General features: G+C 58.4%; 25 protein-coding genes and 2 pseudogenes. 12 read left to right on the forward strand and 15 right to left on the reverse strand.

What is annotated here, in order from left to right:
• Nucleotides 1-10: 10 nt before the first annotated feature.
• From QF010_RS26230 to QF010_RS26260, 7 genes are all read right to left on the reverse strand, one after another.
• On the reverse strand, nucleotides 11-1,435 hold the full coding sequence (locus QF010_RS26230) for an undecaprenyl-phosphate glucose phosphotransferase (RefSeq protein ID WP_033056667.1): 1,425 nt from the start codon (nucleotides 1,433-1,435) through the stop codon (nucleotides 11-13).
• Between the two features lie 445 nt (nucleotides 1,436-1,880).
• Nucleotides 1,881-3,065: an acetyl-CoA C-acyltransferase family protein gene (locus tag QF010_RS26235; RefSeq protein ID WP_033056665.1), complete on the reverse strand. Its 1,185-nt coding sequence runs from the start codon at nucleotides 3,063-3,065 to the stop codon at nucleotides 1,881-1,883.
• Between the two features lie 219 nt (nucleotides 3,066-3,284).
• Nucleotides 3,285-3,530, reverse strand: coding sequence for a hypothetical protein (locus tag QF010_RS26240; RefSeq protein ID WP_231670534.1), 246 nt, complete (start codon nucleotides 3,528-3,530; stop codon nucleotides 3,285-3,287).
• Between the two features lie 162 nt (nucleotides 3,531-3,692).
• Nucleotides 3,693-5,099, reverse strand: coding sequence for a heavy metal sensor histidine kinase (locus tag QF010_RS26245; protein WP_033056663.1), 1,407 nt, complete (start codon nucleotides 5,097-5,099; stop codon nucleotides 3,693-3,695).
• Nucleotides 5,096-5,767: a heavy metal response regulator transcription factor gene (locus QF010_RS26250; RefSeq protein WP_033056662.1), complete on the reverse strand. Its 672-nt coding sequence runs from the start codon at nucleotides 5,765-5,767 to the stop codon at nucleotides 5,096-5,098. Before QF010_RS26250 ends, QF010_RS26245 begins: the two co-directional genes overlap by 4 nt.
• A 108-nt stretch (nucleotides 5,768-5,875) precedes the next feature.
• Nucleotides 5,876-6,133, reverse strand: coding sequence for a DUF2790 domain-containing protein (locus tag QF010_RS26255; protein WP_033056661.1), 258 nt, complete (start codon nucleotides 6,131-6,133; stop codon nucleotides 5,876-5,878).
• 129 nt (nucleotides 6,134-6,262) lie between these two features.
• A complete protein-coding gene (locus tag QF010_RS26260; RefSeq protein WP_429534218.1) occupies nucleotides 6,263-7,033 on the reverse strand; it encodes an alpha/beta hydrolase in 771 nt (256 codons plus the stop codon).
• Between the two features lie 214 nt (nucleotides 7,034-7,247).
• Between QF010_RS26260 and QF010_RS26265 the strand changes: the two genes are divergently transcribed.
• Complete coding sequence (locus QF010_RS26265; RefSeq protein ID WP_033056726.1) at nucleotides 7,248-7,469, forward strand: hypothetical protein; 222 nt, start codon at nucleotides 7,248-7,250, stop codon at nucleotides 7,467-7,469.
• Nucleotides 7,470-7,486: 17 nt separating this feature from the next.
• On the opposite strand, the gene QF010_RS26270 is transcribed toward QF010_RS26265, so the two are convergent.
• The gene (locus QF010_RS26270; RefSeq protein ID WP_429534219.1) at nucleotides 7,487-8,389 is read right to left on the reverse strand and encodes a LysR substrate-binding domain-containing protein; all 903 of its coding nucleotides are present in this window, start codon (nucleotides 8,387-8,389) and stop codon (nucleotides 7,487-7,489) included.
• A gap of 149 nt (nucleotides 8,390-8,538) precedes the next feature.
• On the opposite strand from QF010_RS26270, the gene QF010_RS26275 reads away from it, so the two are divergent.
• The 5 genes from QF010_RS26275 (at nucleotide 8,539) to QF010_RS26295 (ending at nucleotide 14,221) form a co-directional block, all read left to right on the forward strand.
• Complete coding sequence (locus QF010_RS26275) at nucleotides 8,539-9,840, forward strand: NAD(P)/FAD-dependent oxidoreductase (RefSeq protein ID WP_429534220.1); 1,302 nt, start codon at nucleotides 8,539-8,541, stop codon at nucleotides 9,838-9,840.
• Between the two features lie 51 nt (nucleotides 9,841-9,891).
• Nucleotides 9,892-10,980: a polyamine ABC transporter substrate-binding protein gene (locus QF010_RS26280; protein ID WP_429534221.1), complete on the forward strand. Its 1,089-nt coding sequence runs from the start codon at nucleotides 9,892-9,894 to the stop codon at nucleotides 10,978-10,980.
• 246 nt (nucleotides 10,981-11,226) lie between these two features.
• Complete coding sequence (locus QF010_RS26285) at nucleotides 11,227-12,198, forward strand: tripartite tricarboxylate transporter substrate binding protein (protein WP_033056652.1); 972 nt, start codon at nucleotides 11,227-11,229, stop codon at nucleotides 12,196-12,198.
• Nucleotides 12,195-12,689, forward strand: a complete 495-nt coding sequence (locus tag QF010_RS26290; RefSeq protein ID WP_429534222.1) for a tripartite tricarboxylate transporter TctB family protein — start codon at nucleotides 12,195-12,197, stop codon at nucleotides 12,687-12,689. The genes QF010_RS26285 and QF010_RS26290 overlap by 4 nt, the downstream gene beginning before the upstream one ends.
• Nucleotides 12,690-12,712: 23 nt before the next feature.
• Nucleotides 12,713-14,221, forward strand: coding sequence for a tripartite tricarboxylate transporter permease (locus QF010_RS26295; RefSeq protein WP_033056650.1), 1,509 nt, complete (start codon nucleotides 12,713-12,715; stop codon nucleotides 14,219-14,221).
• A 45-nt stretch (nucleotides 14,222-14,266) separates the two neighbouring features.
• On the opposite strand, the gene QF010_RS26300 is transcribed toward QF010_RS26295, so the two are convergent.
• The 3 genes and pseudogenes from QF010_RS26300 to msrA all read right to left on the reverse strand — a co-directional run bounded on the left by QF010_RS26300 (nucleotide 14,267) and on the right by msrA (nucleotide 15,766).
• Nucleotides 14,267-14,686, reverse strand: coding sequence for an organic hydroperoxide resistance protein (locus tag QF010_RS26300; RefSeq protein ID WP_033056649.1), 420 nt, complete (start codon nucleotides 14,684-14,686; stop codon nucleotides 14,267-14,269).
• Between the two features lie 209 nt (nucleotides 14,687-14,895).
• Nucleotides 14,896-15,202 (reverse strand): annotated as a pseudogene (locus QF010_RS26305) (FAS1-like dehydratase domain-containing protein); the annotation flags it as partial.
• Nucleotides 15,203-15,259: 57 nt separating this feature from the next.
• Complete coding sequence (msrA, locus tag QF010_RS26310) at nucleotides 15,260-15,766, reverse strand: peptide-methionine (S)-S-oxide reductase MsrA (RefSeq protein WP_429534223.1); 507 nt, start codon at nucleotides 15,764-15,766, stop codon at nucleotides 15,260-15,262.
• Between the two features lie 285 nt (nucleotides 15,767-16,051).
• Here msrA and QF010_RS26315 point away from each other — a divergent pair, with 285 nt between their 5' ends.
• The gene (locus QF010_RS26315; RefSeq protein WP_429534224.1) at nucleotides 16,052-16,612 is read left to right on the forward strand and encodes a nucleotidyltransferase family protein; all 561 of its coding nucleotides are present in this window, start codon (nucleotides 16,052-16,054) and stop codon (nucleotides 16,610-16,612) included.
• Here QF010_RS26315 and QF010_RS26320 read toward each other — a convergent pair.
• From QF010_RS26320 to QF010_RS26330, 3 genes are all read right to left on the reverse strand, one after another.
• Nucleotides 16,521-17,204 carry a helix-turn-helix transcriptional regulator gene (locus QF010_RS26320; RefSeq protein WP_429534225.1) on the reverse strand — a complete coding sequence of 228 codons (684 nt, stop codon included), beginning with the start codon at nucleotides 17,202-17,204 and terminating at the stop codon, nucleotides 16,521-16,523. The genes QF010_RS26315 and QF010_RS26320 overlap by 92 nt on opposite strands.
• Before the next feature lie 19 nt (nucleotides 17,205-17,223).
• Nucleotides 17,224-17,853, reverse strand: coding sequence for a hypothetical protein (locus tag QF010_RS26325; RefSeq protein ID WP_033056644.1), 630 nt, complete (start codon nucleotides 17,851-17,853; stop codon nucleotides 17,224-17,226).
• A 165-nt stretch (nucleotides 17,854-18,018) separates the two neighbouring features.
• Complete coding sequence (locus tag QF010_RS26330) at nucleotides 18,019-18,450, reverse strand: nuclear transport factor 2 family protein (RefSeq protein WP_033056643.1); 432 nt, start codon at nucleotides 18,448-18,450, stop codon at nucleotides 18,019-18,021.
• Nucleotides 18,451-18,631: 181 nt separating this feature from the next.
• On the opposite strand from QF010_RS26330, the gene QF010_RS26335 reads away from it, so the two are divergent.
• The 5 genes and pseudogenes from QF010_RS26335 (at nucleotide 18,632) to QF010_RS26355 (ending at nucleotide 22,572) form a co-directional block, all read left to right on the forward strand.
• On the forward strand, nucleotides 18,632-19,264 hold the full coding sequence (locus QF010_RS26335; protein ID WP_429534226.1) for a CDP-alcohol phosphatidyltransferase family protein: 633 nt from the start codon (nucleotides 18,632-18,634) through the stop codon (nucleotides 19,262-19,264).
• Entirely contained in the window at nucleotides 19,251-19,850 is a 600-nt protein-coding gene (locus QF010_RS26340; RefSeq protein ID WP_429534227.1) for a lysophospholipid acyltransferase family protein, read from the forward strand. The genes QF010_RS26335 and QF010_RS26340 overlap by 14 nt, the downstream gene beginning before the upstream one ends.
• On the forward strand, nucleotides 19,847-20,794 hold the full coding sequence (locus tag QF010_RS26345) for a phosphatidate cytidylyltransferase (protein WP_033056640.1): 948 nt from the start codon (nucleotides 19,847-19,849) through the stop codon (nucleotides 20,792-20,794). The genes QF010_RS26340 and QF010_RS26345 overlap by 4 nt, the downstream gene beginning before the upstream one ends.
• A 164-nt stretch (nucleotides 20,795-20,958) precedes the next feature.
• A pseudogene (locus QF010_RS26350) lies at nucleotides 20,959-21,714 on the forward strand (MCP four helix bundle domain-containing protein); the annotation flags it as partial.
• A gap of 132 nt (nucleotides 21,715-21,846) precedes the next feature.
• On the forward strand, nucleotides 21,847-22,572 hold the full coding sequence (locus tag QF010_RS26355) for a methyl-accepting chemotaxis protein (RefSeq protein ID WP_375154737.1): 726 nt from the start codon (nucleotides 21,847-21,849) through the stop codon (nucleotides 22,570-22,572).
• Between the two features lie 4 nt (nucleotides 22,573-22,576).
• On the opposite strand, the gene ilvD is transcribed toward QF010_RS26355, so the two are convergent.
• The gene (gene ilvD, locus QF010_RS26360) at nucleotides 22,577-24,259 is read right to left on the reverse strand and encodes a dihydroxy-acid dehydratase (protein WP_429534228.1); all 1,683 of its coding nucleotides are present in this window, start codon (nucleotides 24,257-24,259) and stop codon (nucleotides 22,577-22,579) included.
• Between the last annotated feature and the right edge of the window lie 198 nt (nucleotides 24,260-24,457).

A 24,457-nucleotide genomic window follows, 5' to 3' on the forward strand; every position in this document is an offset into this window, starting at 1 on the left:
TCATTTCAGCTCAGTAGGCATGCTTGCCCGAGAAAGCAAACACCGTTCGTACAAGGATGATGAAATCGAGCCAAAGCGACCAGTTGTTGATGTACTCGATGTCCGAGTCAACACGTCGGATCATCTGCTCTATATCCCTCGTTTCGCCACGATAACCACGCACCTGAGCCAGGCCTGTGATGCCCGGTTTAATGTTGTGACGCGCAAAGTAGCCCGAGACATCGGGCGAGTACTGCACATCGTGTTGAATAGCGTGTGGGCGAGGCCCCACCAGAGACATTTCCCCCATCAACACGTTGAACAACTGCGGTAGTTCATCGAGGCTGGTCCGCCGAATAAAGGCGCCAACCCTGGTCATGCGCGGGTCATTCTTTTGCGCCTGCTTGACGACGCCGTCTTCCGGCTGATGGACGACCATGCTTCTGAACTTCCAGATCCGGAAAGCTTCACCACTCCACCCCATGCGTTGCTGACGAAAGAATATGGGGCCGGGGCTATCGAGCTTGATGGCAATGGCGACGACTGCCAGGACTGGCGCTGCAAGAACCAGAATGAGAAAGGCCAGGACTTTGTCCTCAAGGTTCTTCAGAAACAGACGCATGCCCATCAGCGGAGTTTCAGACAAGGTCAGCACGGGGATGCCGGCAATTTCGCGAACACTGTGGTTGATCAGGCGCAACGAGAAAATGTCAGGCACCCAGTTAACAGAGATGTGTTTATCGAACAGCCTTAGATAAACATCCTGGATGACCTCTGAGCCACCCAGAGGGGTCACGAAATAGACGGTACGAATGGCATGTTTAACGACTAACTCGTCAAGGTCGGAGATATCGCCCAGTATCGACAGACGTTGCGCGCCTTCCAGACTTTCCTTTCCCCGATCATCGTCCGCGCCAATCAACACACAGCCGACGATGCGCTCACCGAGCCAGGGGTTATTGCTGATTTTTTTGTGAAGATAGCTGGCCAGTTCGCCCGAGCCAATGATGAGCGAGTTTTCCAATTGAGTCGGGTGGGCCAAAAATTTCTTCTGCATCTCGCGTGTCGCGAGGTGCAACAGCAACTGAGCAAAATATCCAAGAATAAATAGCTGCCCGACCAATAAGCGCGAGTACTGTTCGCTTTGCTTGGTAAGAAAGGCCATGGCCACGAGAAAGCCAAACGTGGCAGTCCACGCTTTCAAAAGCTTGAAGGCTTTGACGGTAAAAACAACGTTGCTGCGGTAAATGGCGTAGTGGTCGTACACGACGGCCAGCGCCCCCAGCAGCAACAGGAGCAGGATGACATAGGACTGCGTTATGAAGCCGATATGATAATTGATCAAAAACCACGCAACACCGGTCACTGCAACACAATCGAGACCAGCCTGAACAACGATACTGGTACTGCTTCTTCGCTGGAGAACGGAACGGGTACTGTTGGGCTCAAATATCATATCTAGACCTCATGTCTGCTGCCCCTCGCGCTCGATGATGGCGCGATTCAGTTCATGCTGCCCTCGCTTGAGAGCCTCGGCATCACCGTAATCTGCCACCCACCTTCGAAAATTACAGGCTTTGGGAGCATGTGGCGACGCGTGCTATCACTTTAGCAGTACTGTGAAATCATTCACTGAATCTGCCGTAGTTCTGCGTAGTCTAGTAGAACCTCCGGGACTGAAAAAATGAAGCGCGTCGAGATACCGACCGGCGCCTGCTGCGGGGCCGTCCGCGGTGTCTGCAGCAAGGTTTTGCCTGGTCATTCATCGGAAATGGGGCGCGGGTTTGGTCGCGCAGTGATCGAGGTTTACGCCGAGCTGAAATCGGAGTGCATTGCGCACAGATTCCATCGCGGTAAAACAAGACGGCGCCCACAATGGGCGCCGTCTTCGTTTGGGTCGATCAGACGCGTTCGAACAACACGGCGATGCCTTGGCCGCCGCCGATGCACATGGTTGCCAAGGCATAACGGCCCTGAACACGGTGCAATTCGTGAATGGCTTTGGTGGCGATAATCGCACCGGTCGCGCCCACCGGGTGGCCCAGAGAAATCCCCGAACCGTTCGGGTTGACCTTCGCCGGGTCGAAGCCCAGTTCCTGCGCCACGGCACACGCCTGGGCCGCGAATGCTTCGTTGGACTCGATGACATCCAGGTCGGCAACGGTCAGGCCGGCGCGTTTGAGGACCAGGCGGGTGGCAGGAATTGGTCCCAGCCCCATCAGCTCTGGCTCCACACCGGCATGGGCATAACCGACCAGTCGGACCATCGGTTTGAGACCTTGATCGAGAACCATCTGACCGGTGGCCAGGATCAGTGCACCGGCACCGTCATTGAGGCCCGATGCATTGCCGGCGGTGACGCTGCCGTCTTTTTTGAAGGCCGGTTTCATCTTGCCCAATTGCTCTGCATTGACCTCGGCGCGGACATGTTCGTCCGTCGCAAACGTCACGGTACCTTTGCGGGACGCCACTTCGATCGGCACGATCTGGTCGGTGAATCGCCCTTCGGCAATCGCCCGGGCCGCCCGTTGCTGGCTGAGCAGCGCCAACTCATCCTGAGCCTGACGAGTGATGCCATAGCGCTCGGCGACGTTTTCCGCAGTAATGCCCATGTGGAAACCGCCAAACGGGTCTTGCAGAACGCCGAGCACGTAGTCGATGGCTTGCATATCACCCATGCGGGCGCCCCAGCGCGCCTGCGGCAACAGATAGGTTCCGCGGCTCATGGATTCGACACCACCCGCCAGCGCAGCGCCTGCGTCTCCCAACATCAAACTCTGTGCTGCGCTGACGATGGCCTGCAAACCAGAACCGCAGAGGCGGTTGACGTTGAAGGCAGGCGTCTCTTTCGGCAGGCCGGCATTCATCGCCACGGCACGAGAGATGTAGGCGTCACGTGCTTCCGTCGGGATCACATGCCCCATCACCACGTGACCGATGTGTTCAGGTGCCAGCCCCGAACGTTCAATGGCGGCACGGCAAACGTCAGTGGCCAATTGAATGGGCGGCACATCTTTGAGCGAACCGCCAAAGCTGCCGATGGCCGAGCGGACGGCGCTGATAACAAAAATGTCGGATGGGTTCATGCGGGTTCCCCTGGAACAGTCCTGGATTCAAGTGTGCTTTTGCACTGTTATATGGAGGTGAGTCTAGACACCGCGATGATGTTGGCCTATGCCAAAACTGCTCAAGGGGGGTGGCTTTTTTGGCCATTTCAGTCGAAGTCGCTTTTTGATCCGGTCAAAAGCGCAGAAAAGAAAATAAAAAGCCCGGGACACGTCCGGGCTTTGTAATTCAGGTCTTGGTCAGGCGCACGTTTGGTCTTGCTTGTGCCATCCATCTTCAAACTGAAGGTTGAGCTTATGAAGCTCATGATCCAGTTCGTTGATCGAGTTAATGGCGGCCATCAGATCCGCCTCGCCAGTCTTGGCTTCCAGGTAAAGCCCACGCAGGTAGCGATCATTTACAGTCGGAATCTTGTCAGTCTTTTCCCAGATCGCCACCGCTTGAGAGGTCAGCCCGACAATGCTGGCCAGTCTTTCTTGAGACAAACCCAGCTCTTTACGCAGGAACCGAAACTCTGCACCGGTCAGAGCTGCCGGTTTTTGCGCAATCGTCTTGCCGATAAAGTCGTGAAGGCCAGGGAAATAAAATGAGACATGTAGCGGGGCAGAGACGGGCAGATTCAGTTCATACGACAGGCCGGTCCGACATCATTCATCCTGTTGCCGCGCCGGAAAAAACAGCTCGAAGCAGGTGATGCCTTCGCTGCTGCTAACGCTGTAAGCCCCATTGTGCAGCTGCATGATCGTCGCCACGATTGACAGGCCCAGGCCGTTGGAGTGCGCCGAGCGTTCGCGGGATTCGTCGACGCGGTAGAAGCGCTCGAACAGTCTGGGCAAGTGTTCGGCGGGGATGGTCTGGCCTTGGTTGCGCACGTGCAGGCGGATGCCGTCGGCCGCGGGTGTGGCGCGGATTAACAGCTCGGAGTCAGGCGCGCCGTATTTGATCGCGTTGGCGCAAAGGTTGGCCAGGGCGCGGCGCAGCAACATCGGTTCGGCCCAGATCACTCCGCAGCCCTGGGCATCGATGTTGATGCCGACTTCCGCCGCCAGCCCTTCGAAATAGTCGGCCATGCGTTCCATTTCTTCGGCCGCATCCAGTTCCTGCCGTTGGCGCAAAGCGCTGGCCGGGTCGGTGCGGGCCAGAAACAGCATGTTGTCGAGCATCCGTGCCAGACGCTCCAGCTCCTCGACATTGGAGGCGAGCAGTTGCTGATAGGCCTCGATGTTGCGGTTTTGCTGCAGGGCGACCTGGGTTTCGCCGAGCAAGTTATTGATCGGTGTGCGCAGTTCATGGGCCATGTCGGTCGACACCTGACCCAGTTGCACGAAGCCCTTGTCGAGACGGTCGAGCATCGCGTTGAACGCCTCGATCATCGGCAGCAGTTCCCGCGGTGCACCCTGGCTGTCGAGGCGCTCGGTCAGGTTGTCGACGCCAATGCCTTGGGCGTGTCGGGCCAGGCGTCGCACGGGCAAGAGCCCCCGATGCACCAGCAGATAGCCGGACAGGGCCAGTAGAATCGCTGCCACGCTGGCCAAGAGGTAAACGTTGAGACGGTAGCGCGCGAGGACCGCGGTGCGCTCGGTCATCAGGCGCCCGGTGACCACTTGCAGGCTGCCTAGGTCGCCGGAGTCGATGGTCGCCGCCAGCGCTGCGAAGGGCACGCCGTCCACACTCGGGTAGTGCTGCACGTCGGCCAGCGCCAACGGATGGTCCATGGCTACCGGTGCCAGCGATGGCACGGCGAGGTTTCCGGGGTTGACCACCAGCAACGGTTTTTGTCCGGGGGCGCCGATGGTCAGCAGCGCCTCGCGATTGCCCAGCATGTTCTGAAACAACGCCGGTTTTGTCCTGATCAGGTCCAGCGTGTTGCTGTCGTTGAGGAAGGTGCGCAGTTGATCGATGCGGTTCACCAGAGCGGCGTCGTCACGACGAATCAGTTCGCGTTCCAGATCCCGGTACAACGCCACACCCAGGAGGGTCAGCGAGACAAAGGCGAGCAAGGCAAACACAAGGGCCAGGCGCAGTGTTAATGAGTGGCGAAGGCGGGAGGTCATGGTTGCGTATCGAAGCGGTAGCCGATTCCGCGCACGCTGTGAATCAATTTGAGCTGGAACGGGTCGTCGATTTTCAGCCGCAGGCGCCGCACCGCGACATCCACGACGTTGGTGTCACTGTCGAAATTCATGTCCCAGACTCGCGAAGCGATCATCGAGCGCGACAGAACCTGGCCTTGGTGCGTGGCGAACAGATGCAGCAGGGCGAACTCCTTGTTGGTCAGGGTGATTCGCACGCCGGCACGGGTGACTCGGCGTTTGAGCACGTCGATTTGCAGGTCGGTGACTTGCAACTGTTCTTCTTCCCGGGTGGGACCGCGCCGGGTCAGGGTGCGCAGGCGCGCCACCAGTTCGGCGAAGGAAAACGGTTTGATCAGGTAATCGTCGGCGCCCAGTTCCAGGCCCTTGATGCGGTCGGCGATGTCATCGCGGGCTGTGAGAAACAGCACCGGGGTGTCGGCTTCTTTGCGCAAGCGGCGCAGGACTTCCCAGCCATCCATTTTCGGCATCATGACGTCCAGCACAATGACGTCGAAATTGTTCTCCAGGGCCAGGTGCAAGCCATCGACGCCATCGCGGGCCAGGCTGACGGAGTAGCCGAGTTCCTGCAGGCCGTTGAGCAGGTAGTTACCGGCCTTGGGTTCGTCTTCGACTACGAGGATATTCATGGGATTTGCCTGGTTCGGTGTCAGCAACATACATGTCGCGGCGGCGGGCTACAGAGGTCTGCCAGTGGCGCCAGTGTAGCCCGATCCTCTGTGAGTACAGGCGTCTGATCAATTATCACCAATGCAACCCATGCCCTGGACCTGGTAATCCAGCACATGCTTGCGACCCTGATGGTCGAGGTAAATCAGCTGCGCGGGGACGATGCCGCAATCTTGCGTGATGATATTGCTGGACAGATCTTTGGCGATATCGAGGTGGACGAAGAAACCGGTCTTGTCGTGGATGACAGGTTCGGCGGTCTGGGTGTCGGCAAGCGCCGAACCGGTGGCGAGGAGAGCCGCAAAACCGAGGATTAACATTTTCATGATTATTCCCTTTTTTCGGGGGCGAGTTGGCTGCTGATGGGTTGCCTGGCAGTGAATTCAGGTTAACCAGGCGATCCGCACAGCCGACCCACAGTTGAATGACAATTTTGTAATGAAACGGCGCCGAAGTTACGGTTGGCGACCAGCGGCTTCGAGGATCAGGTCAGCGATTTCTTTGGCGTGGGAGACCAAAGACAGATGGCTCGACGGCAGCTCGATGGTGGTCGCGTTCATGCGTTTGGCGAGGAAGCGTTCCAGGTCTGGGTTGATGGTCTGATCGAGGCTGGAGACCGCGTACCAGGATGGTTTGGTGTGCCAGGCGGCAGCGGTGGTGCGGTCGGTGAACAGGGTTTTGGCGATCGGTTGCTGGACGGCAAACAGTTCCATTGCCTTTTCATGGGGCACGTCACTGGCGAAGTACTTGAGGAAGGCGTCTTGCTTCAGGCTGATGAAACCATCGTGTTCTTCGGTGCCGGCGCGCACGGGCATGGTCGGGTACTTGGCCGACAGCGCGACGAAGTCCTCGCCCGCATCCGGTGCTCGGGCGGCGACATAAACCAGCGAGCTAACATTCGGATTGACCCCGGCTTCACTAACCACAGTGCCGGCGTAGGAGTGGCCGACCAGCACGGTTGGGCCGTCTTGTCGATCGAGCACGCGCTGGGTTGCGGCAACGTCGTCGGCGACTGAGGTCAAGGGGTTTTGCACCGCAGTCACGTGCAAGCCGGCAGCCTGCAACCGGGTGATCACGTCCGACCAGCTCGAGCCATCGGCCCAGGAACCGTGCACCAGCACGACGTTGTTGGCCTTGACCGGCGCGATGTCGCTGGCCATGGCGGAACCGGTGCCCAGTATCAACAGGCTGGCGGCGATCAGGCAGAGTTTGCTCATTGCTTTCATGGTGTCGACCCTTTTTCATCAGTGGTAGGTGTGTCACCCGCGGTGGGTGACTGACGACGCCACTGTATGAAGCGAGGGTGCTGGCTACGCTGACAACTCAATGACAAGTTTGTAATGCACGGCGCAACTGTCTTTATGCCTGCCGTATGTCGGGAGCGAGGAACGTCCCCCATGAGAAAACTGCCAAATGAAGACTGTCTTTGGGAGTTTCAGCATGAGTGATGATCAAAAGAGTGAAGCCCTGGCGGCCTGGTATCAGCTCCTGAAAGCGCCTGAAATCCGGATGGATGCCGAAGAGCAATATGACGAGTTGCTCAGGGCTGCCGATGAGATGGAGCGCACCGGACTCATCAACAGCGTTGAATGGCGCAAGCTGGTTCAAGAGGCGAACGCTGCTTTTGCCAATGCGACACAAGGGGTGGGAGGCGGAACGTAGTGTTTAAACCCTGATGGTCAGACGTCGCCTGCGGGCTGTTCGGCCTGTTGGGCAAACCACTGCATGATCAGCGAGCAGGCTGGATGAGCGGCGGCGGAAGGTTGCAGGTTCAAAGCGTAAATGCCGCGAGTCTTCAAGGGGTGGCCGAAGGGAACGACGAGCACGCCTCGTTCGAGTGATTCGCCTGCCAGGGTCAGGTCGGTCATGGCGACCCCCAGTCCTCGCGCCGCCGCATCGAGCGCCAACTCGTCGAGATTGAAGGGAATATGGCGGTAGTCCTCGAGTGACTGGCCGCCATTGGCGTGCAGCCACTGGACCCAGTCATGCTTGTCCGCCGAGCGATGCAACAGCGGGAAACGCACGAGATCGGCCACCGATTCCAACGGCTCGGAGGTGCTGCCCAGGCCCGGGGCGCACACCGGCACCAGCGCCTCTTCAAACAACGTCAGGCAGTCAGGATCGCGGGACGGCTCGGGCAGATAGAGGATGTAGGCGTCGCTGTCGATGGCCGGCTCCACCACTTCCGTGGCCACGGTTTCGATCGACAGCGAAACCTGCGGATGACTTCGATAGAACTCGCTCAACTTTGGCAACAACCATCGAACCGCCAGCGACACATGCATGCGAATGCGGAAGGGTCGTTTTTGCGGTGTCAGCCGATCTTCAAGGGTTTTCAGTTGCGCCAGGATACTTCGGGCGGTCGCAAGGACCTGCTCGCCTTCCGGTGTCAGTCGAACACTGCGGCTATTCCTCACGAACATCGGCAAGTCGAAGTGGCTCTCCAACTGCTGGATTTTTCGGCTCACTGCGCTTTGGGTCAGGCACAGCTTTTGCGCCGCTTGCGTGAAGCTGCCCGAGCCTGCGACCTCGACCAGCGCCTGCAAGGCCTGGAGAGAAGGAACGTGGTGGATTTTATCCATGCGTTTTATGAATGGCTCGATGATTTTATAACGTTGGTTGTATCACTACAGGCCTTATAAATTCTAGCTCTAGCCAGCACCCTCCGAAAATACTCATGCGATGACGTCATGTGAGGTGCTTGCGGAACGACAGGCAGATGAGGTGATGCATGACCAATGTATGTGGCTGGATTGCGCAGGCGGGGAGTTCTCCCGCTCGCGATGCTCTCAAAGGCGCGCAAAAAGCCGATTGGCTGATTGTCGGTGCCGGTATCACCGGGCTGTGCGCCGCTCACACACTCGCTGAAATGCACCCTCAGGCGAGGATCGTGATCGTCGACAGACAACGGGCCGCACAGGGCGCTTCGGCGCGCAATTCGGGCTTCGTGGTGGGGCACGAACATCCGGCCAAGGATGAGTTGATCGGCAACCCGGGGTTCGCCGGTTTTGAAGTCGATACCTCGATTTCCCGCGCCGCCAGTGACGAAGTGCGCCGACGCATCGCTCGTCTGGGTATCGAATGTGAATTCAGGGAGTCGGGCTACTTCTTCGCCGTCAACGATCCCGGCAAGTTGACCGATGTCGCCGCCAAACTGGCGACGCTACGCGCTGTCGGCGCCTCTGCGCATTTTCTGGAAGGTGAACCGCTGAGCAAACAACTGGGCACCGCGCATTACCAGGCCGCGATCTGGTGCGGCAATGGCAACGCACTGCTGCAACCGGCGAAATACGTGAAGGGCCTGCTGGACATGCTGCCGGACACGGTAACCCTGTTTGAGAACACCGATATCACCGGCCTGGAGCGTTCGGGTAAAGGACGTATTCGCGCCAATGGCACCGATGGAAGCATTGAGGCCAGGCAAGTGCTGGTGTGCTTGAACGCGTTCATCCCGCGCTCCGGAATCGAGGACAGCGGGACGTTCCCGATGGAACTCAGTGCCAGCCTGACACGGCCGCTCAGCGACGCCGAGTTCAAGTCCATCGGCGCGGTTGAGCCTTGGGGTGTGCTGTCGACCCGGCCCTTGGGCGCCACGGTGCGACTGACCCCGGACCGCCGCGTGATGATCCGCAACACGGCGGAATACCGTTCTCGGGATTTATCCAACAGTGAGCTGCTGCACCGTCGTCAGCACCATGTGCTCGGCTTGCAACGACGCTTCCCATTCTTGAACGAGCAGGACATTCAATACACCTGGACCGGACATTTGAGCGCTTCACGCACCGGGCAACCGTATTTCGCCAAGGTCGACGAAGGTGTGTTTGCGGTGGCCGGCTGCAATGGTTCGGGCGTCGCACGCGGAACCCTTTGGGGACGCTTGCTCGCCGAACTGGCATCGGGTGCCAGCTCGCCCATCCTCGAATCAGTGATGCGCAGAGCCCAGCCAGGCTGGCTGCCACCGCGGCCCTTGCTCGATATCGGTGCCATGCTTCGAATGCGCGTGGAGGCGGTCAGGGCCAAAACAGAAATCTAGAACACCCGGCGATCAAAGAATAAAAACTCATCAAACACACGGTGATTGAACATGCGCGTCAAAAACATTTCCCTGATGGTCGTGCTGACGACGTTGTCGGCAGCCACTTACGCCGACGAAGCCGTCAATATTTCAAACTGGAACGGCTACATCGCCGACGACACCTTGGTCACCTTCACCAAGGAAACGGGGATCAAGGCAACGTACGACATTCACGACAGCAACGAAGTGCTGGAATCCAAACTGATGACCGGCAACACCGGCTATGACGTGGTGAGCCCTTCGAACCATTTTCTGTCCCGATTGATCAAAGCCGGGGCGGTGCAGAAACTCGATAAAAGCCAGCTGCCCAACTGGAAAAACCTTGACCCGGCGTTGATGAAAAAACTCGAGGTCAATGATCCGGGCAACCAGTACGGTTATCCGTACATGTGGGGCACGGCGGGTATCGGCTACAACGTCGAGAAGATCAAGGCGATCTTCGGCAACACCGATGTCACCCATTCCTGGAATCTGTTTTTTGATGAAAACAACATCAAGAAACTGAGCCAGTGCGGCGTGGCGATTATCGATAACCCTACGCAGATCCTGCCGATCACCCTGAACTACCTGGGGCTGCCACCCCATAGCCACGAGCCGGCGGACTACAAGAAAGCCGAGCAGGCGCTGCTCAAAATCAGGCCTTACGTCCAGTATTTCCACGCCTCCAAGTACATCAGCGACCTGGCGAACGGCAATGTCTGCGCGGTGATCGGTTTCAATGGCGACATCGTGCAGGCGGCCGCCAGCGCCAAGGAAGCCAACAACGGCATCGACATCGCCTATTCGATCCCTGACGAAGGCTCGACGCTGTGGTTCGACATGGTGGTCATGCCCAAGAGCGCGCCACACGAGAAGAATGGCTATGCCTACATGAACTACCTGCTGACGCCGCAGGTTATTGCCAACATCAGCAACAGCATTCATTACGCCAACCCCAACCTTGCGGCGGATGAATATGTAACTCCGGTAGTGAAGCAGGACCTGGCGATCTACCCGCCGAAAAGCGTGCTGGACAAGTTGTTTACCGTAGAGGAGTTGCCTGCGGCCATCGCACGGTTGAGCACTCGCCTGTGGACCAAGCTGAAAACCAACACATAACAACATCGGCATGATCCCAGGGGGGCACCGATGCCTAATGCCAGTCAGTTAAGCAATTTCAGCTGCTACAGATTGCATTGCGGCTTAACTGATTGGCATCAGGCTTACTTCAAGGGATTTTGCGTTGTATGTCGTCGCCCGAACCATGGCCTACGCTTATCCCGAGATGGATATCCATTGATCAGGGTTTATTCCTGATCGACGCTCAACGGGTGCCATAAAAACAAAAGTCTCGGGAGACCACTTATGTCCGCTTTGTTCCGTCGATTCAGCCGCTGCATCGCAACGGCCGTTACCGCAGCTGCGCTCGCGACACCGGCCTTTGCGCTGGACACCGTCAAGTTCATGGCCCCGGGTTCTGTGGGTGGCGGTTATGACCAGACCGCCAGGGTTCTGGGCAAAGCCTTGATCGAGGCCAACACGGCCAAATCCACCACCTTCGAGAACAAGGGCGGAGCAGGGGGGACGTTGGGGTTGGCGCAGTTCGCCAACAGCACCAAGGGCGATCCGAATGCGCTGCTGGTTGTCGGCGCGATCATGGTCACTGCCATTGAACAGAACAAACCGCAGATCACCTTGAAGGACGTGACGCCGATTGCCCGGCTGTTTACTGAATACAACGTGATTGCCGTTCGCAAGGAGTCTGAATTCCAAACCCTGGAGGACTTGCTGAAAGTCTTCAAAGACAAGCCGACCAGCATCTCCTGGGGCGGTGGTTCCAAGGGGTCGATCGATCACATCGGCATTGCCGAATTGGCCGCGAAAATGGGTGTCCCGGTCAACAAGGTGAATTACGTTGCCTTCGCGGGCGGGGGTGAAGTCGTTGCTCAAGCATTGGGCGGACAGATCAAGGTGATCACCGGTGGTTATGCCGAGCTTGGTCAATACATCAGGAACGGCCAGTTCCGAGTACTCGCCATCGGCGCGCCGGAACGCATTGAAGGCATCGATGCACCGACCCTCAAGGAGAAAGGCTACGACGTGACCATCGGCAATTGGCGGGGTGTTTACGGTGCCGCGAACCTCACGCCCGAGCAGCGCAAAGAAGTGATCGACGCTGTCGTGGCCGCCACCAACAGCAAAGTCTGGAAAGACAATATCGACACCAACAAATGGTCACCCAACGTCCTGACCGGCGATGAGTTCGGCAAATTTGTCGACGACGAGCATGTGCGGCTGCGTGCGATGCTGGTCGAGGTCGGGCTGGTTTCGCAATGACTGAGTCTCGCGCAATCGTGCCGGTGCAACTGGCGATCGGCGGCGGAGTGATTGCCATCAGCGCCGTGTTGGCGGTGGGCGCATTCCGGTTTCCGCCTGAGATGGGGTTCGTCATCCTGGGAGCCCACGTCTATCCGTACGCCGTCGCGGTGTTCCTGGGCGTCGTCGGTCTATTGCTGTGTTATCAGGCCATCACCGGTGGATTTCGCGAGTTGGCAGACCACAGCGACGAAGCTGCCCAAGCGCTGCCCGGCGGCAAAGCCGGCGCAGCCTGGGTGACGGCGGGGCTTGTGGGGGTAGCCGTGCTGATTAACCTCATCGGCTTCGTATTGGCCGCCGGGCTGCTGTTTGCCTGTTCGGCGCGAGGGTTTGGCAGTCGTCGGCCAGTGAAGGACCTCGCTATCGGCATCGCCTTGACGCTGCCGATTTACTGGCTGTTCAACGCCGGGCTAGGGGTTTCCCTGCCGCCCCTTGTCAATGCCTGGATCTGACCGGGTCGAAGGAGGTAAACAAGGTGGAAACTCTCGCGAACCTGGCCATTGGTTTTTCCGCTGCACTGACACCGATCAATTTGATGTGGGGTTTTATCGGCTGTTTGCTCGGCACCGCCATTGGTGTCTTGCCGGGTATTGGACCGGCGCTGACCGTTGCTCTGTTGTTGCCGATTACCGCCAAGGTTGATCCTACGGGCGCCTTGATCATGTTCGCCGGGATCTATTACGGCGCGCAGTTCGGCGGCTCGACCACTTCCATCCTGCTCAATACGCCCGGTGAATCCTCCTCCATGGTCACGGCCCTGGAAGGCAATCTCATGGCGCGTAACGGCCGGGCAGGACCGGCCCTGGCAACGGCGGCGATAGGCTCATTTGTAGCCGGCACCATCGCGACGGTGTTGCTGACGTTGTTTGCCCCGATTGTTGCCACGCTGGCGCTCAAGTTTGGTCCTGCCGAGTATTTCGCGATTCTGGTGCTGTCCTTCACGACGGTGTCTGCGGTACTCGGTGCTTCGATGCTGCGCGGTTTTGCCTCGCTCGGGATTGGACTGACCATCGGCTTGATCGGCCTGGACTCGACCTCGGGCATTGCCCGCTACACCTTGGCGGTGCCGGAGTTGGTTGATGGCATCGAAGTCGTGCTCGTCGCGGTCGGTTTGTTTGCCGTAGGTGAGGCCTTGTACAGCCTGCTGTATCAAAAAGAAGAAGCGTCCGGTCGGCACCGCTTGACCTCGTTGTGGATGACGCGCGCTGACTGGAAACGCTCGGTCCCCGCCTGGCTACGGGGCACGTTGATCGGTTTTCCATTCGGCTCGATTCCAGCCGGTGGTGCTGAAATTCCGACGTTCCTGTCCTATTCGGCGGAACGCAAATTGAGCAAGTACCCGAAAGAGTTTGCGGGCAGCAAGGGCGAAGGAGCGATCGAGGGGGTTGCCGGTCCCGAGGCGGCCAACAACGCGAGCGCGACGGGTTCTTTGGTGCCGTTGCTGACGCTCGGTATTCCGACGTCCGCCACCGCGGCGATTCTGTTGGCCGCGTTCCAGAACTACAACCTGCAGCCGGGGCCGATGCTCTTCCAGACGTCGGGGGAACTGGTCTGGACCCTGGTGGCCTCGCTGTATGTCGGCAACGTGATTCTGCTGGTGTTGAATCTCCCGCTGGTGGGGCTGTGGGTCAAACTCCTGCAGATTCCCCGGCCGTACCTGAACGCCGGCATTCTGGTGTTTGCCACCATCGGCGTGTACGGCATGCGTCACTCTTCCTTCGACCTGTTGCTGATGTTGGGGATTGGTTGGGGCGGGGTGCTGATGCGTCGTTTCGATTTCCCCGTCGCCCCCGTAATCGTCGGCATGCTGCTGGGGCCCATGGCTGAAAAGCAGCTGCGTAATGCGTTGTCCATCAGCGAGGGAGACTGGCTGGTGTTTGTCACGCAACCGATATCGGCCGCGTTCCTCGCGCTGACGCTGCTGGTGCTGGTGGTTCCGCACCTGCTTCACGCCCGCGGTATCAAGTTGCATGAGGATGATTGACCGAGCGCAGCCTGCCGGGAAGGCAGGCTGCGCGGGGTGCTTTGGTTAAACCAGATTGATCGTGACGTCGATGTTGCCACGGGTCGCCTTGGAGTACGGGCACCGCTGGTGGGCGCCATCCACCACCGCCCGTGCGACAGCAGGGTCCAGGCCCGGAAGACTGACATTGAGGCGCGCCTGGAGGAAGAAGGCGTCTTCGGTCTTGCCCAGGTCCACTTCGGCATCGACGGCGACGTCGCTCGGCAGAGTCACCTTCAACGCGACAGCCGCCTTACCCATTGCACCGATGAAACAGGCCGACCAACCTGCCGCCAACAGCTGTTCGGGATTGGTGCCGCTCCCTGACGAGCCAGGCGCGGATAGCTTGATGTCCAAACGTCCATCGTCGCTTCGCGCCTCGCCGTTACGGCCTCCGGTCGTGTGGGTCTTGCCGGTGTAAAGCACGGTATCGATTTCATTGATCATGAGGTGGCTCCTGCTGGGGGTGTTGGGCTCTTTAGCCTGGGTTCATCGGAGAACGCCAGGTGTTCGACGCCACCAACTTTTTCACCTTCATGTACTGCGTATGTGTCCTGATCCGGCGGTTGTGTAACGCTGTGTAAGATCTCCAGCGAACATACAGAACGATACAAATCTTCGGGCTATCCGATGCTTCACTGATACGTGTTCAGCCGTTATTCGCGAGGGGCCGTTACACCGTTTGTGGGATCACCTTCTTGCAGCATCTGCGTCAGGATTTCTCGCTCCTTCACACCCGGCACGACGCCGCTGGTTTGTGCTTCCATCACGATGATGTCGTCCTGGTTGCTCATCGTGATCGCCGCCGTGGCGCGGCCTTTTTCATCGATGTCCGTGATCACCCAATGGCAGGTGATGGTGTCGCCGGCATACACGGGCTTCTTGAAGTGGAACGTCATGCCTGACGCCGCGGGCCTCGGCGAAACGCGCATCGAAATGCGCGGGGTTGTAGTCGCGGGAAATTGCGCCGGGCGGGATCGCTGGAGCCTGTCGAGTGTTCACCCGGATTTCGCCGCACCATCACCCTCGTTTAGGCAGTTTCCAGTTTGGTCGAATGAAATGGCAGGTGTAGCCGTTGGGATAGTGTTCGAGGTAGTCCTGATGTTCCGGCTCTGCCTCCCAGAACGGGCCCGCTGGCACGATTTCAGTGACAACTTTGTCGGGCCACAAGCCGGATGCATCAGCGTCGGCCACGGTGTCCTCGGCTACCTGCTTCTGTTCATCGTTGAGATAGAAGAGTGCCGAGCGATAGCTCATACCCACATCGTTGCCCTGGCGATTTTTCGTCGTCGGGTCGTGGATCTGGAAGAAAAACTCGAGGATCTGGCGATAGCTGATCTGGTCCGGATCGAACACGATCTCGATCGCTTCCGCGTGCGTGCCATGGTTACGGTAAGTCGCATTGGGTACATCGCCGCCCGAGTAGCCTACCCGCGTGGACAGCACGCCGGGGTAGCGTCTCAGCAAATCCTGCATGCCCCAGAAGCAGCCACCGGCCAGGATGGCAGTTTCAGTTCGCGTCGTCATATACGGTCCCTCCCGTCAGTGAATTTGGGATCAGGTATCAATGTACCTCATGTGCTTTCGCTTTTTGGCCGAATGCGTTCACTCGGTCCTCGGCCACGAGATAGTTCACTGCGCCGCACAGGCAACTTCCTTGGTGAAGTGCATCCATGTTCATCGTTTCTCAGGTGTCGGTTGCGCCACTTTAGCGGTCTGCCGAGTTGGGTGAAACCCAAGTGCCCGGTCTTTCGTCGGGCGGTTTTGATGTATCTTCAGCCCCCAGGATTTGATGCACTCCATGGAGAGAGTATGACGTTAACCGCTGAAACGTTGATTGAGATCGCGATGACCAATCCGGCAAATGCCGAGATTGCCCGGCGCTTGCCTTCACTCGGCCTGAACCAATGCATGTTGACGGCGGGCTGCCTTTTTCAGGCGGTCTGGAATCATCAAACCGGGCTTTCCGCCGCTTGGGGCATCAAGGATTACGACGTTTTCTACTTTGATGAAGACGTGTCGTGGGAGGCCGAGAATGAAGTCATCGTTGCCGCCCGGAAGCTCTTTCACGACCTCGACGTAAACATCGAAATCAAGAACCAGGCACGGGTTCACCTTTGGTACGGGCAGCGATTTGGCAGGGCTTATCCCAAGCTTCAGTCGGCAAAGGATGGCATCGATCGGTATCTGATTGCGGGCACGTGTATCGGTCTGGATGTGGTGACCGGCGAGGTGTATGCGCCTTACGGTTTGAGTGATGTCGAAGAAGGGCTTCTGCGGATCAATCCGGTGAATCATCAGCCCGATCTTTTCGACCAGAAGGCCCGGAGTTATCAGGCTCGCTGGCCTTTTCTACGACGGGTCGCAGTTTGAATCGACAGACATTTCCGCCGCGCACCATGCACTCTGTGTGATCGACTTCACCGCCGCCTAACGCTCCGATCAAGGCCAGGTCCAGTTCGCAGACCACCGGGTGGGCCGCGGCCAGGCGATGGAAGACGCAGTTGTGCGCGACGATTTCCTTGTCATCGGACGAGCGAAAAAACACTTCTGCTTCGTATCCCGCCTGGTTCATGTGCTGCACGATCCTGGCTTCGTCAACCACCTGGGGTTCGCGGTCCTGGGCCAGTTTACGGCCCATGCTGCGCATCAGCGAAGCCAGGGCGTCGTGGCCGATGATGTCGGCCACTTCCTCGATCAGCACGCTGGCCAGCATCTGGTATTGGCGAGGGAACTGCTCCCGCGCATGGTCGGTGAGCCGATATAGCTGCTCCGGACGTCGGCCCGTCGGCCGGGTTTCGCCGCGCAGCACCAAGGCGTCACGCTCCAGCGCCGCCAGGTGCTGGCGAACCGCGGTGCGTGTCACCGAAAGATGGTCAGCCAACTCGTCAATGCTCATGCCGCCCGCATGGTGCAGCAACGCATTGAGCAGGTCCTGCTGTGTACGGCCCAGTCCTTCCAGCATGGTTTGCCCTCGCGCGGTATCAGAACTTGTCCGGGAACTGCTTGACCAGTGCGGCCGTCAACGCGTCAGCCAGCGACACGATATGGGTGCGCATCATCTGCCAGGTACGTGCTTCGCCTGCATAGTCATGCGCGGCGAGTTCATCGACCTGGGCGACGTGGTGGCCGCCGTGAGCCGACAACATGGCAACCAGTGTGTTTTCAGGCAGGTTGGGGTTGGCTTTGGCCAGAAACGCCGCAATCGCCTTGGCATTGCTGGTCAAATCCGTGACGGCTGCCTGCTTGCCTTTCGTGTCTTTGGCAACCGTGGCGTCGCTGTAGTGTTTCACCGCGCCCCAGTGACCGGCAAGCAGCTTGAGCAGTTGATCGGCTGCGGGCTGGCCGTAGAGCGGAGCGATGCTATTAGCGATTTTGGTCGCGTTGTCGACGACCTGGTCAGCGGCGACTTTGGCTTGCTGTTTGTCCGCTGCCTGGTTGGCGATCGCGTAGTTTCTGATCCAGAAAATATGCTCGACCCACAGGTCGCGCAAGGCCAGGCGTGTGGTCAGCGCGGCGCTGTCGGCGGAGGCTGGAGCGGCGGGGGGATTCTGGCTCCAGGCCGGTTGAGCACAGAACGCCAACAGCATTAAAGCCAGGACTTTGATATTCATGACGGCACCCTCTGGTGATGGGATTGTTCGACAATATCAATTTAAGCATACAAATATGTTTTTATAGGATTCAAGCCAAACTCGCGGATCAACGGTAGATAAAGGGGGGGAGAGTAGGGGACACCAGCCGCCTGGCTGACCGGCGTCCCCTCTGTTAAGCAAAAATCAGAACTTGAACGCTTGTCGGCCTACCAGCAACCAGTGGCCTTTCTGTTTTTGCCAGATCTGGAAGTTCTCGATTTCGGTCGGAACCACTTCGGTGCCCTTCAGCGCTTGTGCCGAGAAGTGATGTCGGACCAACGCTACGTCACCCGACACGGTGATGGTCTGGTTCTGCATCTCCAGGGTTTTGAACGCGCTTTTACCGGTTTCGATATCGTCGATGAAGGCTTTCTTGTCCTGGATCTTCCCGCTGGAATGCCCGTAGGTCAGGTTCTCGGCGGTCAGCGCTTTCAGATCGGCAATGTTCTTGTGCAACATGGCTTGCGTCAGATGATCGACGGCTTGCGCAACATCCTTGTCGGCGGAAGCAGGAGCGGCGGCTACGTAGCCACTGAAGAGGCACAAGAATCCAATCAGCAGTTTCACTTTTTTCATCGGTGTTTCCTTGTTGTTGTGGGTTGTCGGAGCGAAAGTGAAAATATCACTTATCGGTCATCGTACAACCTAGCATGCGCCCAAGAAAAAAACGAAGCCTTCATATTGCTGGATGTAGTCAGCGTGACTCGCCATTACACTGCAACACGTAGTAACTCATCATTTATAGGGATATTAGCCAGTGGATGACAACAGAAGGCCCATCAAGACGCGCTCTGCGGGCTGGGCAAAACACATCACCGACATTCTGGTGAAAAGAGACATTTCCCCCAATCAGATATCCGTCGCCAGCATCGCCTTCGCGTTTGCCGGCGTCGTGGCGCTCAATATTGATAGCGGTGTCATCGGATCGATCTGCTGCGCGATCGGCATTCAGTTGCGCCTGCTGTGCAATCTCTTCGATGGGATGGTGGCGATAGAGGGCGGCAAGAAGTCCGACATCGGCAGTCTCTACAACGAATTCCCGGACCGGATAGCCGACAGCCTGCTGATCGTAGGGTTGGGGTATGCCATTGGGCAATCCGACCTCGGATGGTTCGCCGCCCTGGCCGCTGCCCTTACTGCTTATGTCAGGGTGTTCGGCGGCTCGATTGGCCTCAAGCAGACCTTCATCGGTCCTATGGCCAAGCAGCATCGAATGGCCGTGATGACCGCAGCACTGCTGCTGAATGCCGTCGAAGCAAACGTTTATGGCACTCACTACGTACTGTTGATCGCGCTGGCTGTCATCGCCATTGGATCGGTCGCAACCTGCGTCACGCGAACACTGGCGATCGCCAAGCAGTTGAAGGGGACCGACCATGTGGATCAGTAATGCGCTGATTTCTGTTCTTCGACTGCTGATTGGCGTCACGGCCAGATGGGAGAGCCCACCGGATCTCTCGCGACAGCGAATCTATTTCGCCAACCACACCAGTCACATGGACACCTTGGCTATCATTGCGGCCCTGCCGCCCGAGGCCAGGTTAAATGTGAAGCCGATCGCTGCTGCCGATTACTGGGGAAAGAACAAGTTTCTGTCGTATATCTCCCAGAAAGGCCTGAATGCCGTGCTGATTGACCGTAAACCGGCGCCCGGTAAAAACGCGCTGGAGCCCATTTTCGATGTGGTGCAGGCGGGTCATTCGATCATTTTCTTTCCAGAAGGCACTCGCTCATCCGAGGCACTGCCCGGGGAATTCAAATCAGGTCTTTTTCGCCTAGCCGAGACCTTCCCCGATGTCGACCTGGTGCCGATCTACCTGGAAAACCTGCATCGCTCCATGCCTAAAGGCAAACACGTCCCTCTGCCGATCATCTGCACGATCCGTATCGGCAATCCGATGGAAAGGATTGTTGGCGAGGACAAACAGGTGTTTCTGGAACGCGCGCGTAACGCCATCGTGGGGCTGTCGAAATGAGTCTTGAAGCCAAGTTTTTGTGGTTCTTTTTTGGATTGGCGTGCTTGCTGGCGATTGCTTCGCTGGCCGGTCGATTGCTGGCCCGGCGGGCCAAAACGGAAGGCGCTGTCTCGACCATCGAAAACCTCAATCAGCGCGTGAATGCCTGGTGGGGGATGGTCATCATCTTCTTCGTTTCCTACCTGCTGGGCGGTAATGCAACGGTCGTCCTGTTCGGTTTTATCTCACTGTTCGCGCTCAGGGAGTTCATCACCCTGACACCGACCAGACGGGGTGACCATAACGCCCTGTTTTCGGCGTTCTTCATCCTGATCCCGCTGCAATACATTCTGATCGGTACGCATTGGTATTCGATGTTTACGCTGCTGATCCCGGTGTATTCATTCCTGCTGTTGCCGGCGATTGCGGTGCTGAGTCAGGACACTGACGGCTTCCTGGAAAGGACGGCGAAGATCCAGTGGGGCGTGATGATCTGCATTTATTGCATCAGCCATGCACCGGCGCTTTTGCTCCTGGATCTGGAAGGTTTTGCGGGCCAAAACGCGCTGCTGCTGTTCTATCTGGTGTTCGTTGTTCAGTTGAGTGACGTGTTGCAGTACGTGTTCGGCAAGCTCTTCGGCAAACACAAGGTCGCGCCGCTGGTGAGTCCGTCAAAAACGGTGGAAGGGCTGGTCGGTGGCGGCCTGTCTGCAACGCTGATTGGCGGCTGCATGTTCTGGATGACCCCCTTCAGTTTCTGGCAGTCACTGATGATGTCGTTCGTCATCGTGGTGATGGGCTTCCTCGGTGGTCTGGTCATGTCGGCAATCAAACGCAGTTTGAGCGCCAAGGACTGGGGCACCATGATCAAAGGTCACGGCGGCATGCTCGACCGGATGGACTCGATTTGCTTCGCCGCGCCGATCTTCTTTCACCTGACGCGCTATTTCTTCTCCGCAGCCTGATTCGAGCGCCCTCAAAACCGAAAAAACATACCGCATGTCGTAAAGACATGCGCGTATGGACATTCGCTTCAATAACCACTCGTGCCAGCCGATATCCCCTTTAGCAAACCAATCCGCAGTGGGCTTTACGCCACTGGCAAACGTGCTGAGAGAGGATCCACAGAGTGTCCATAAAATTACGTTTGATTCTGCTGATTGGCACCGGGCTGATGACCGCGTTGATCATGAGTCTGGTCAGTTACCTGGGAAACACCCAGATGGCTGAGGCGGTGAATGACAACGAGGTCAGTATGGCCGTGCTGCGCAATCACCTCGAAGCCGACATGATGCACGACGCGTTACGCGCCGACGTGCTGTCGGCGATGCTGGTCGGGCTGGGTAAAAGCACCAGCAGCAAAGCCGAGGTGCGCACCTCCATCGAGGAACATGCGGCGCATTTTCGTGAAATGCTCGGTGAAAACCTCAAGTTGCCGGTTAACGACACCCTTAAAGCGGGCCTGAACAAGATCAAGCCCAGCCTCGATACTTACATCAGCGCCGCCGAACGCATCGTCGCGCTGGCGCTGGAAAATCCGGAAGCCGCGCAGCAACAACTGGGCAGTTTCAGTACGGTATTCAGCCAGCTGGAAGACCAGATGGCCGCCCTCAGCGAACTGATCGAAACCAACACCCAACAGACCAGTGTCGGTACTCAGAAAGTCATCAGTAACGCCAACTTCACCCTCGGCGGCGTCCTGATCGCCAGCCTGTTATTGCTGTTGGCCCAAGGGCGCTGGGTGATGCTGAGCATCATGGGGCCGTTGAAAACCGCCAGCCGCATCGCCGACAGCATCGCCCATGGCAACCTGAGCGACCCGATTGTCGAGCCCACTCACAACGACGAAGCGAGCGCGCTGATTCGCAGCCTCGCGACCATGCAGCGCGACCTGCGCAGCATGATCGAAGTCGTGCGCAGCAACGCCCACGGCGTGACTGGCATGAGTGAGCAATTGAGCAGTGGCTGCCACGAAGTCGCCGGTAGCAGCCAGCAGCAAAGCGTAGCCGCCAGTACCATGGCGGCGGCGGCCAGCGAAATGACCGCGAGCATCGAGGAAATCACCCGGCATGCCGAGCGCGCACTGAACATGGCCAATCAGGCCGAGGCACTGGCCAAGGATGGTGGTCGCGTGATTCATCAGGTGGTCAACGACATGGACGGTATTGCGCGTTCGGCGCAGCAATCGGCCCAGGTGATCCGCACGCTGGACAAGGAGTCCGAAGGGATTTTCAGCATCATCCAGGTGATCAAGGGCATCGCCGACCAAACCAACCTGCTGGCGCTCAACGCCGCGATCGAAGCCGCTCGTGCCGGTGAGCAGGGCCGTGGATTTGCCGTGGTGGCCGACGAAGTGCGCAGCCTGGCGGGACGCACCAGCGCCTCCACCCAGGAAATTGCCACGATGGTCTCACGCATCCAGCAAAGCACCCGCGAGGCCGTGACCAGCATGGAGGCGGGCGTGGCACAGGTCGACAAAGGCATGGCCGTGACCGCTGACGTCGAGCGCGCCATCCGCGAAATCCTCGACGCCACGTTGAACACCACGCAACTGGTCAATGACATCACCCGCACCATCGGTGAGCAGAGCCTGGCCAGCAACGAAATCGCCCATCAGGTCGAAATGATTGCCGGCATGTCCGAAGGCAACAGCAAGGTTATTGGCCGGACTGCCTCGACCACCGATGAGTTGTCCACCCTCGCAGGCAAGCTCTCGCAGTCGGTGGACCGGTTTCGGCTTTGATGATCTAGAGGTACTTATCTGTGACGGCGCCTTCCGAGGCGCTGGACACGGTCTTCGCGTACTTGGCCAACACGCCGCGTTTGTACTTGGATTCCGGGCGCACCCAGCGGGTCTTGCGCTCGGCCAGTTCGGTGTCGGAAACATCGACCGTAATCTGCCGTGTTTCGGCGTCGATGGTGATCTTGTCGCCGTCTTCAATCAGCGCGATCGGCCCGCCATCAAAGGCTTCGGGCGTGATATGACCCACCACAAACCCGTGTGAACCGCCGGAGAAGCGGCCGTCGGTGATCAGCGCAACGTCCTTGCCCAGCCCCTTGCCCATGACCGCTGACGTCGGCGAAAGCATTTCGCGCATGCCCGGGCCACCTTTTGGGCCTTCGTAGCGAATCACGATCACATCGCCGGCTTTGACTTCGCCATTGAGGATGCCAGCCAGCGCACCTTCCTCGCCGTGATAGACCCGCGCCGTGCCTTCAAAGCGCAAGCCTTCCTTGCCGGTGATCTTGGCCACGGCACCGGAGGGCGAAAGGTTGCCGCGCAGCACCACTAAATGGGAGTCCTTTTTGATCGGTTGGTCGAAGGGCAGGATCACGTCCTGGCCCTCGGGGTAGTCGGGCACGTTTTCCAGGTTTTCGGCCAGGGTTTTGCCGGTGACCGTCAGCGCATCGCCATGCAGCATCCCGGCGGCGAGCATGCGCTTCATCAGTGGCTGAATGCCGCCGATGGCCACCAGTTCACTCATCATGTATTGACCGCTGGGGCGCAGGTCGGCCACCACCGGGGACACCTTGCCCAGCTCGACAAAATCATCCAGCGTCAGCTCGACATCCACGGCATGCGCCATGGCCAGAAGATGCAGCACGGCATTGGTCGAGCCGGCGAGGGCGATCACCACCCGAATCGCATTTTCAAAGGCCTTGCGGGTCATGATGTCGCGCGGTTTGATGTCTCGCTTGAGCAGCTCCATGACCTGCTGACCGGCGCGGAAACTGTCCGAAGCCTTGTCGCTGCCGACGGCGTCCTGAGAGCTGGAACCGGGCAGGCTCATGCCCAACGCCTCAATCGCCGAAGCCATGGTGTTGGCCGTGTACATGCCGCCGCAGGAACCGGGGCCTGGAATCGCCACTTCCTCGATTTGCTTGACCTGAATCTCGTTGATATCCCCGCGCGCGTGCTGACCCACAGCCTCGAACACGGAGATGATATCGGTGTGGCCGGCACCCGGCCGGATGGTGCCGCCATAGACGAAGATGGAAGGGCGGTTCAGCCGCGCCATGCCGATCAGGCAGCCCGGCATGTTCTTGTCACAACCGCCCACGGTCACCAGGCCGTCAAAGCCTTCGCAACCGGCCACCACCTCAATGGAATCGGCGATCACTTCCCGCGACACCAGCGAATACTTCATGCCTTCGGTGCCGTTGGCGATGCCGTCGGAAATGGTGATCGTGTTGAAAATGACGCCCTTGGCGCCAGCGGCATTCGCACCTTTTTCGGCTTCAATCGCCAGCTTGTCGATGTGCATGTTGCAGGGCGTGACCATCGCCCAGGTGGAGGCGATGCCGATCTGCGGTTTCTTGAAGTCCTCATCCGTGAACCCCACTGCGCGCAGCATGGATCGTCCCGGCGCGCGTTCCACGCCGTCGACCACTTGGGAGGAATATTTGCGCAAATCGTTTTTGTCGCTCATGACTGCTCCTCACAGGCTCGTCGAGAAAATCACGATGAGTATAGTGGGCTCAGCGCTCGAGCCAGGACTATCAAGTCGGGAACAGACGCGCGGGTTTGCCGTGTCGTGATATTCTTCGCCCTAACTTGCTTTGACCTATTCAGTTTGCGCGTCCTTGAGACGCGCCAACAGAATCACTGTCGCTCAAGTAGCTGAAGC

The sequence above is a fragment of the Pseudomonas silensiensis genome (assembly GCF_050434865.1).
Taxonomy (GTDB): domain Bacteria; phylum Pseudomonadota; class Gammaproteobacteria; order Pseudomonadales; family Pseudomonadaceae; genus Aquipseudomonas; species Aquipseudomonas fluorescens_W.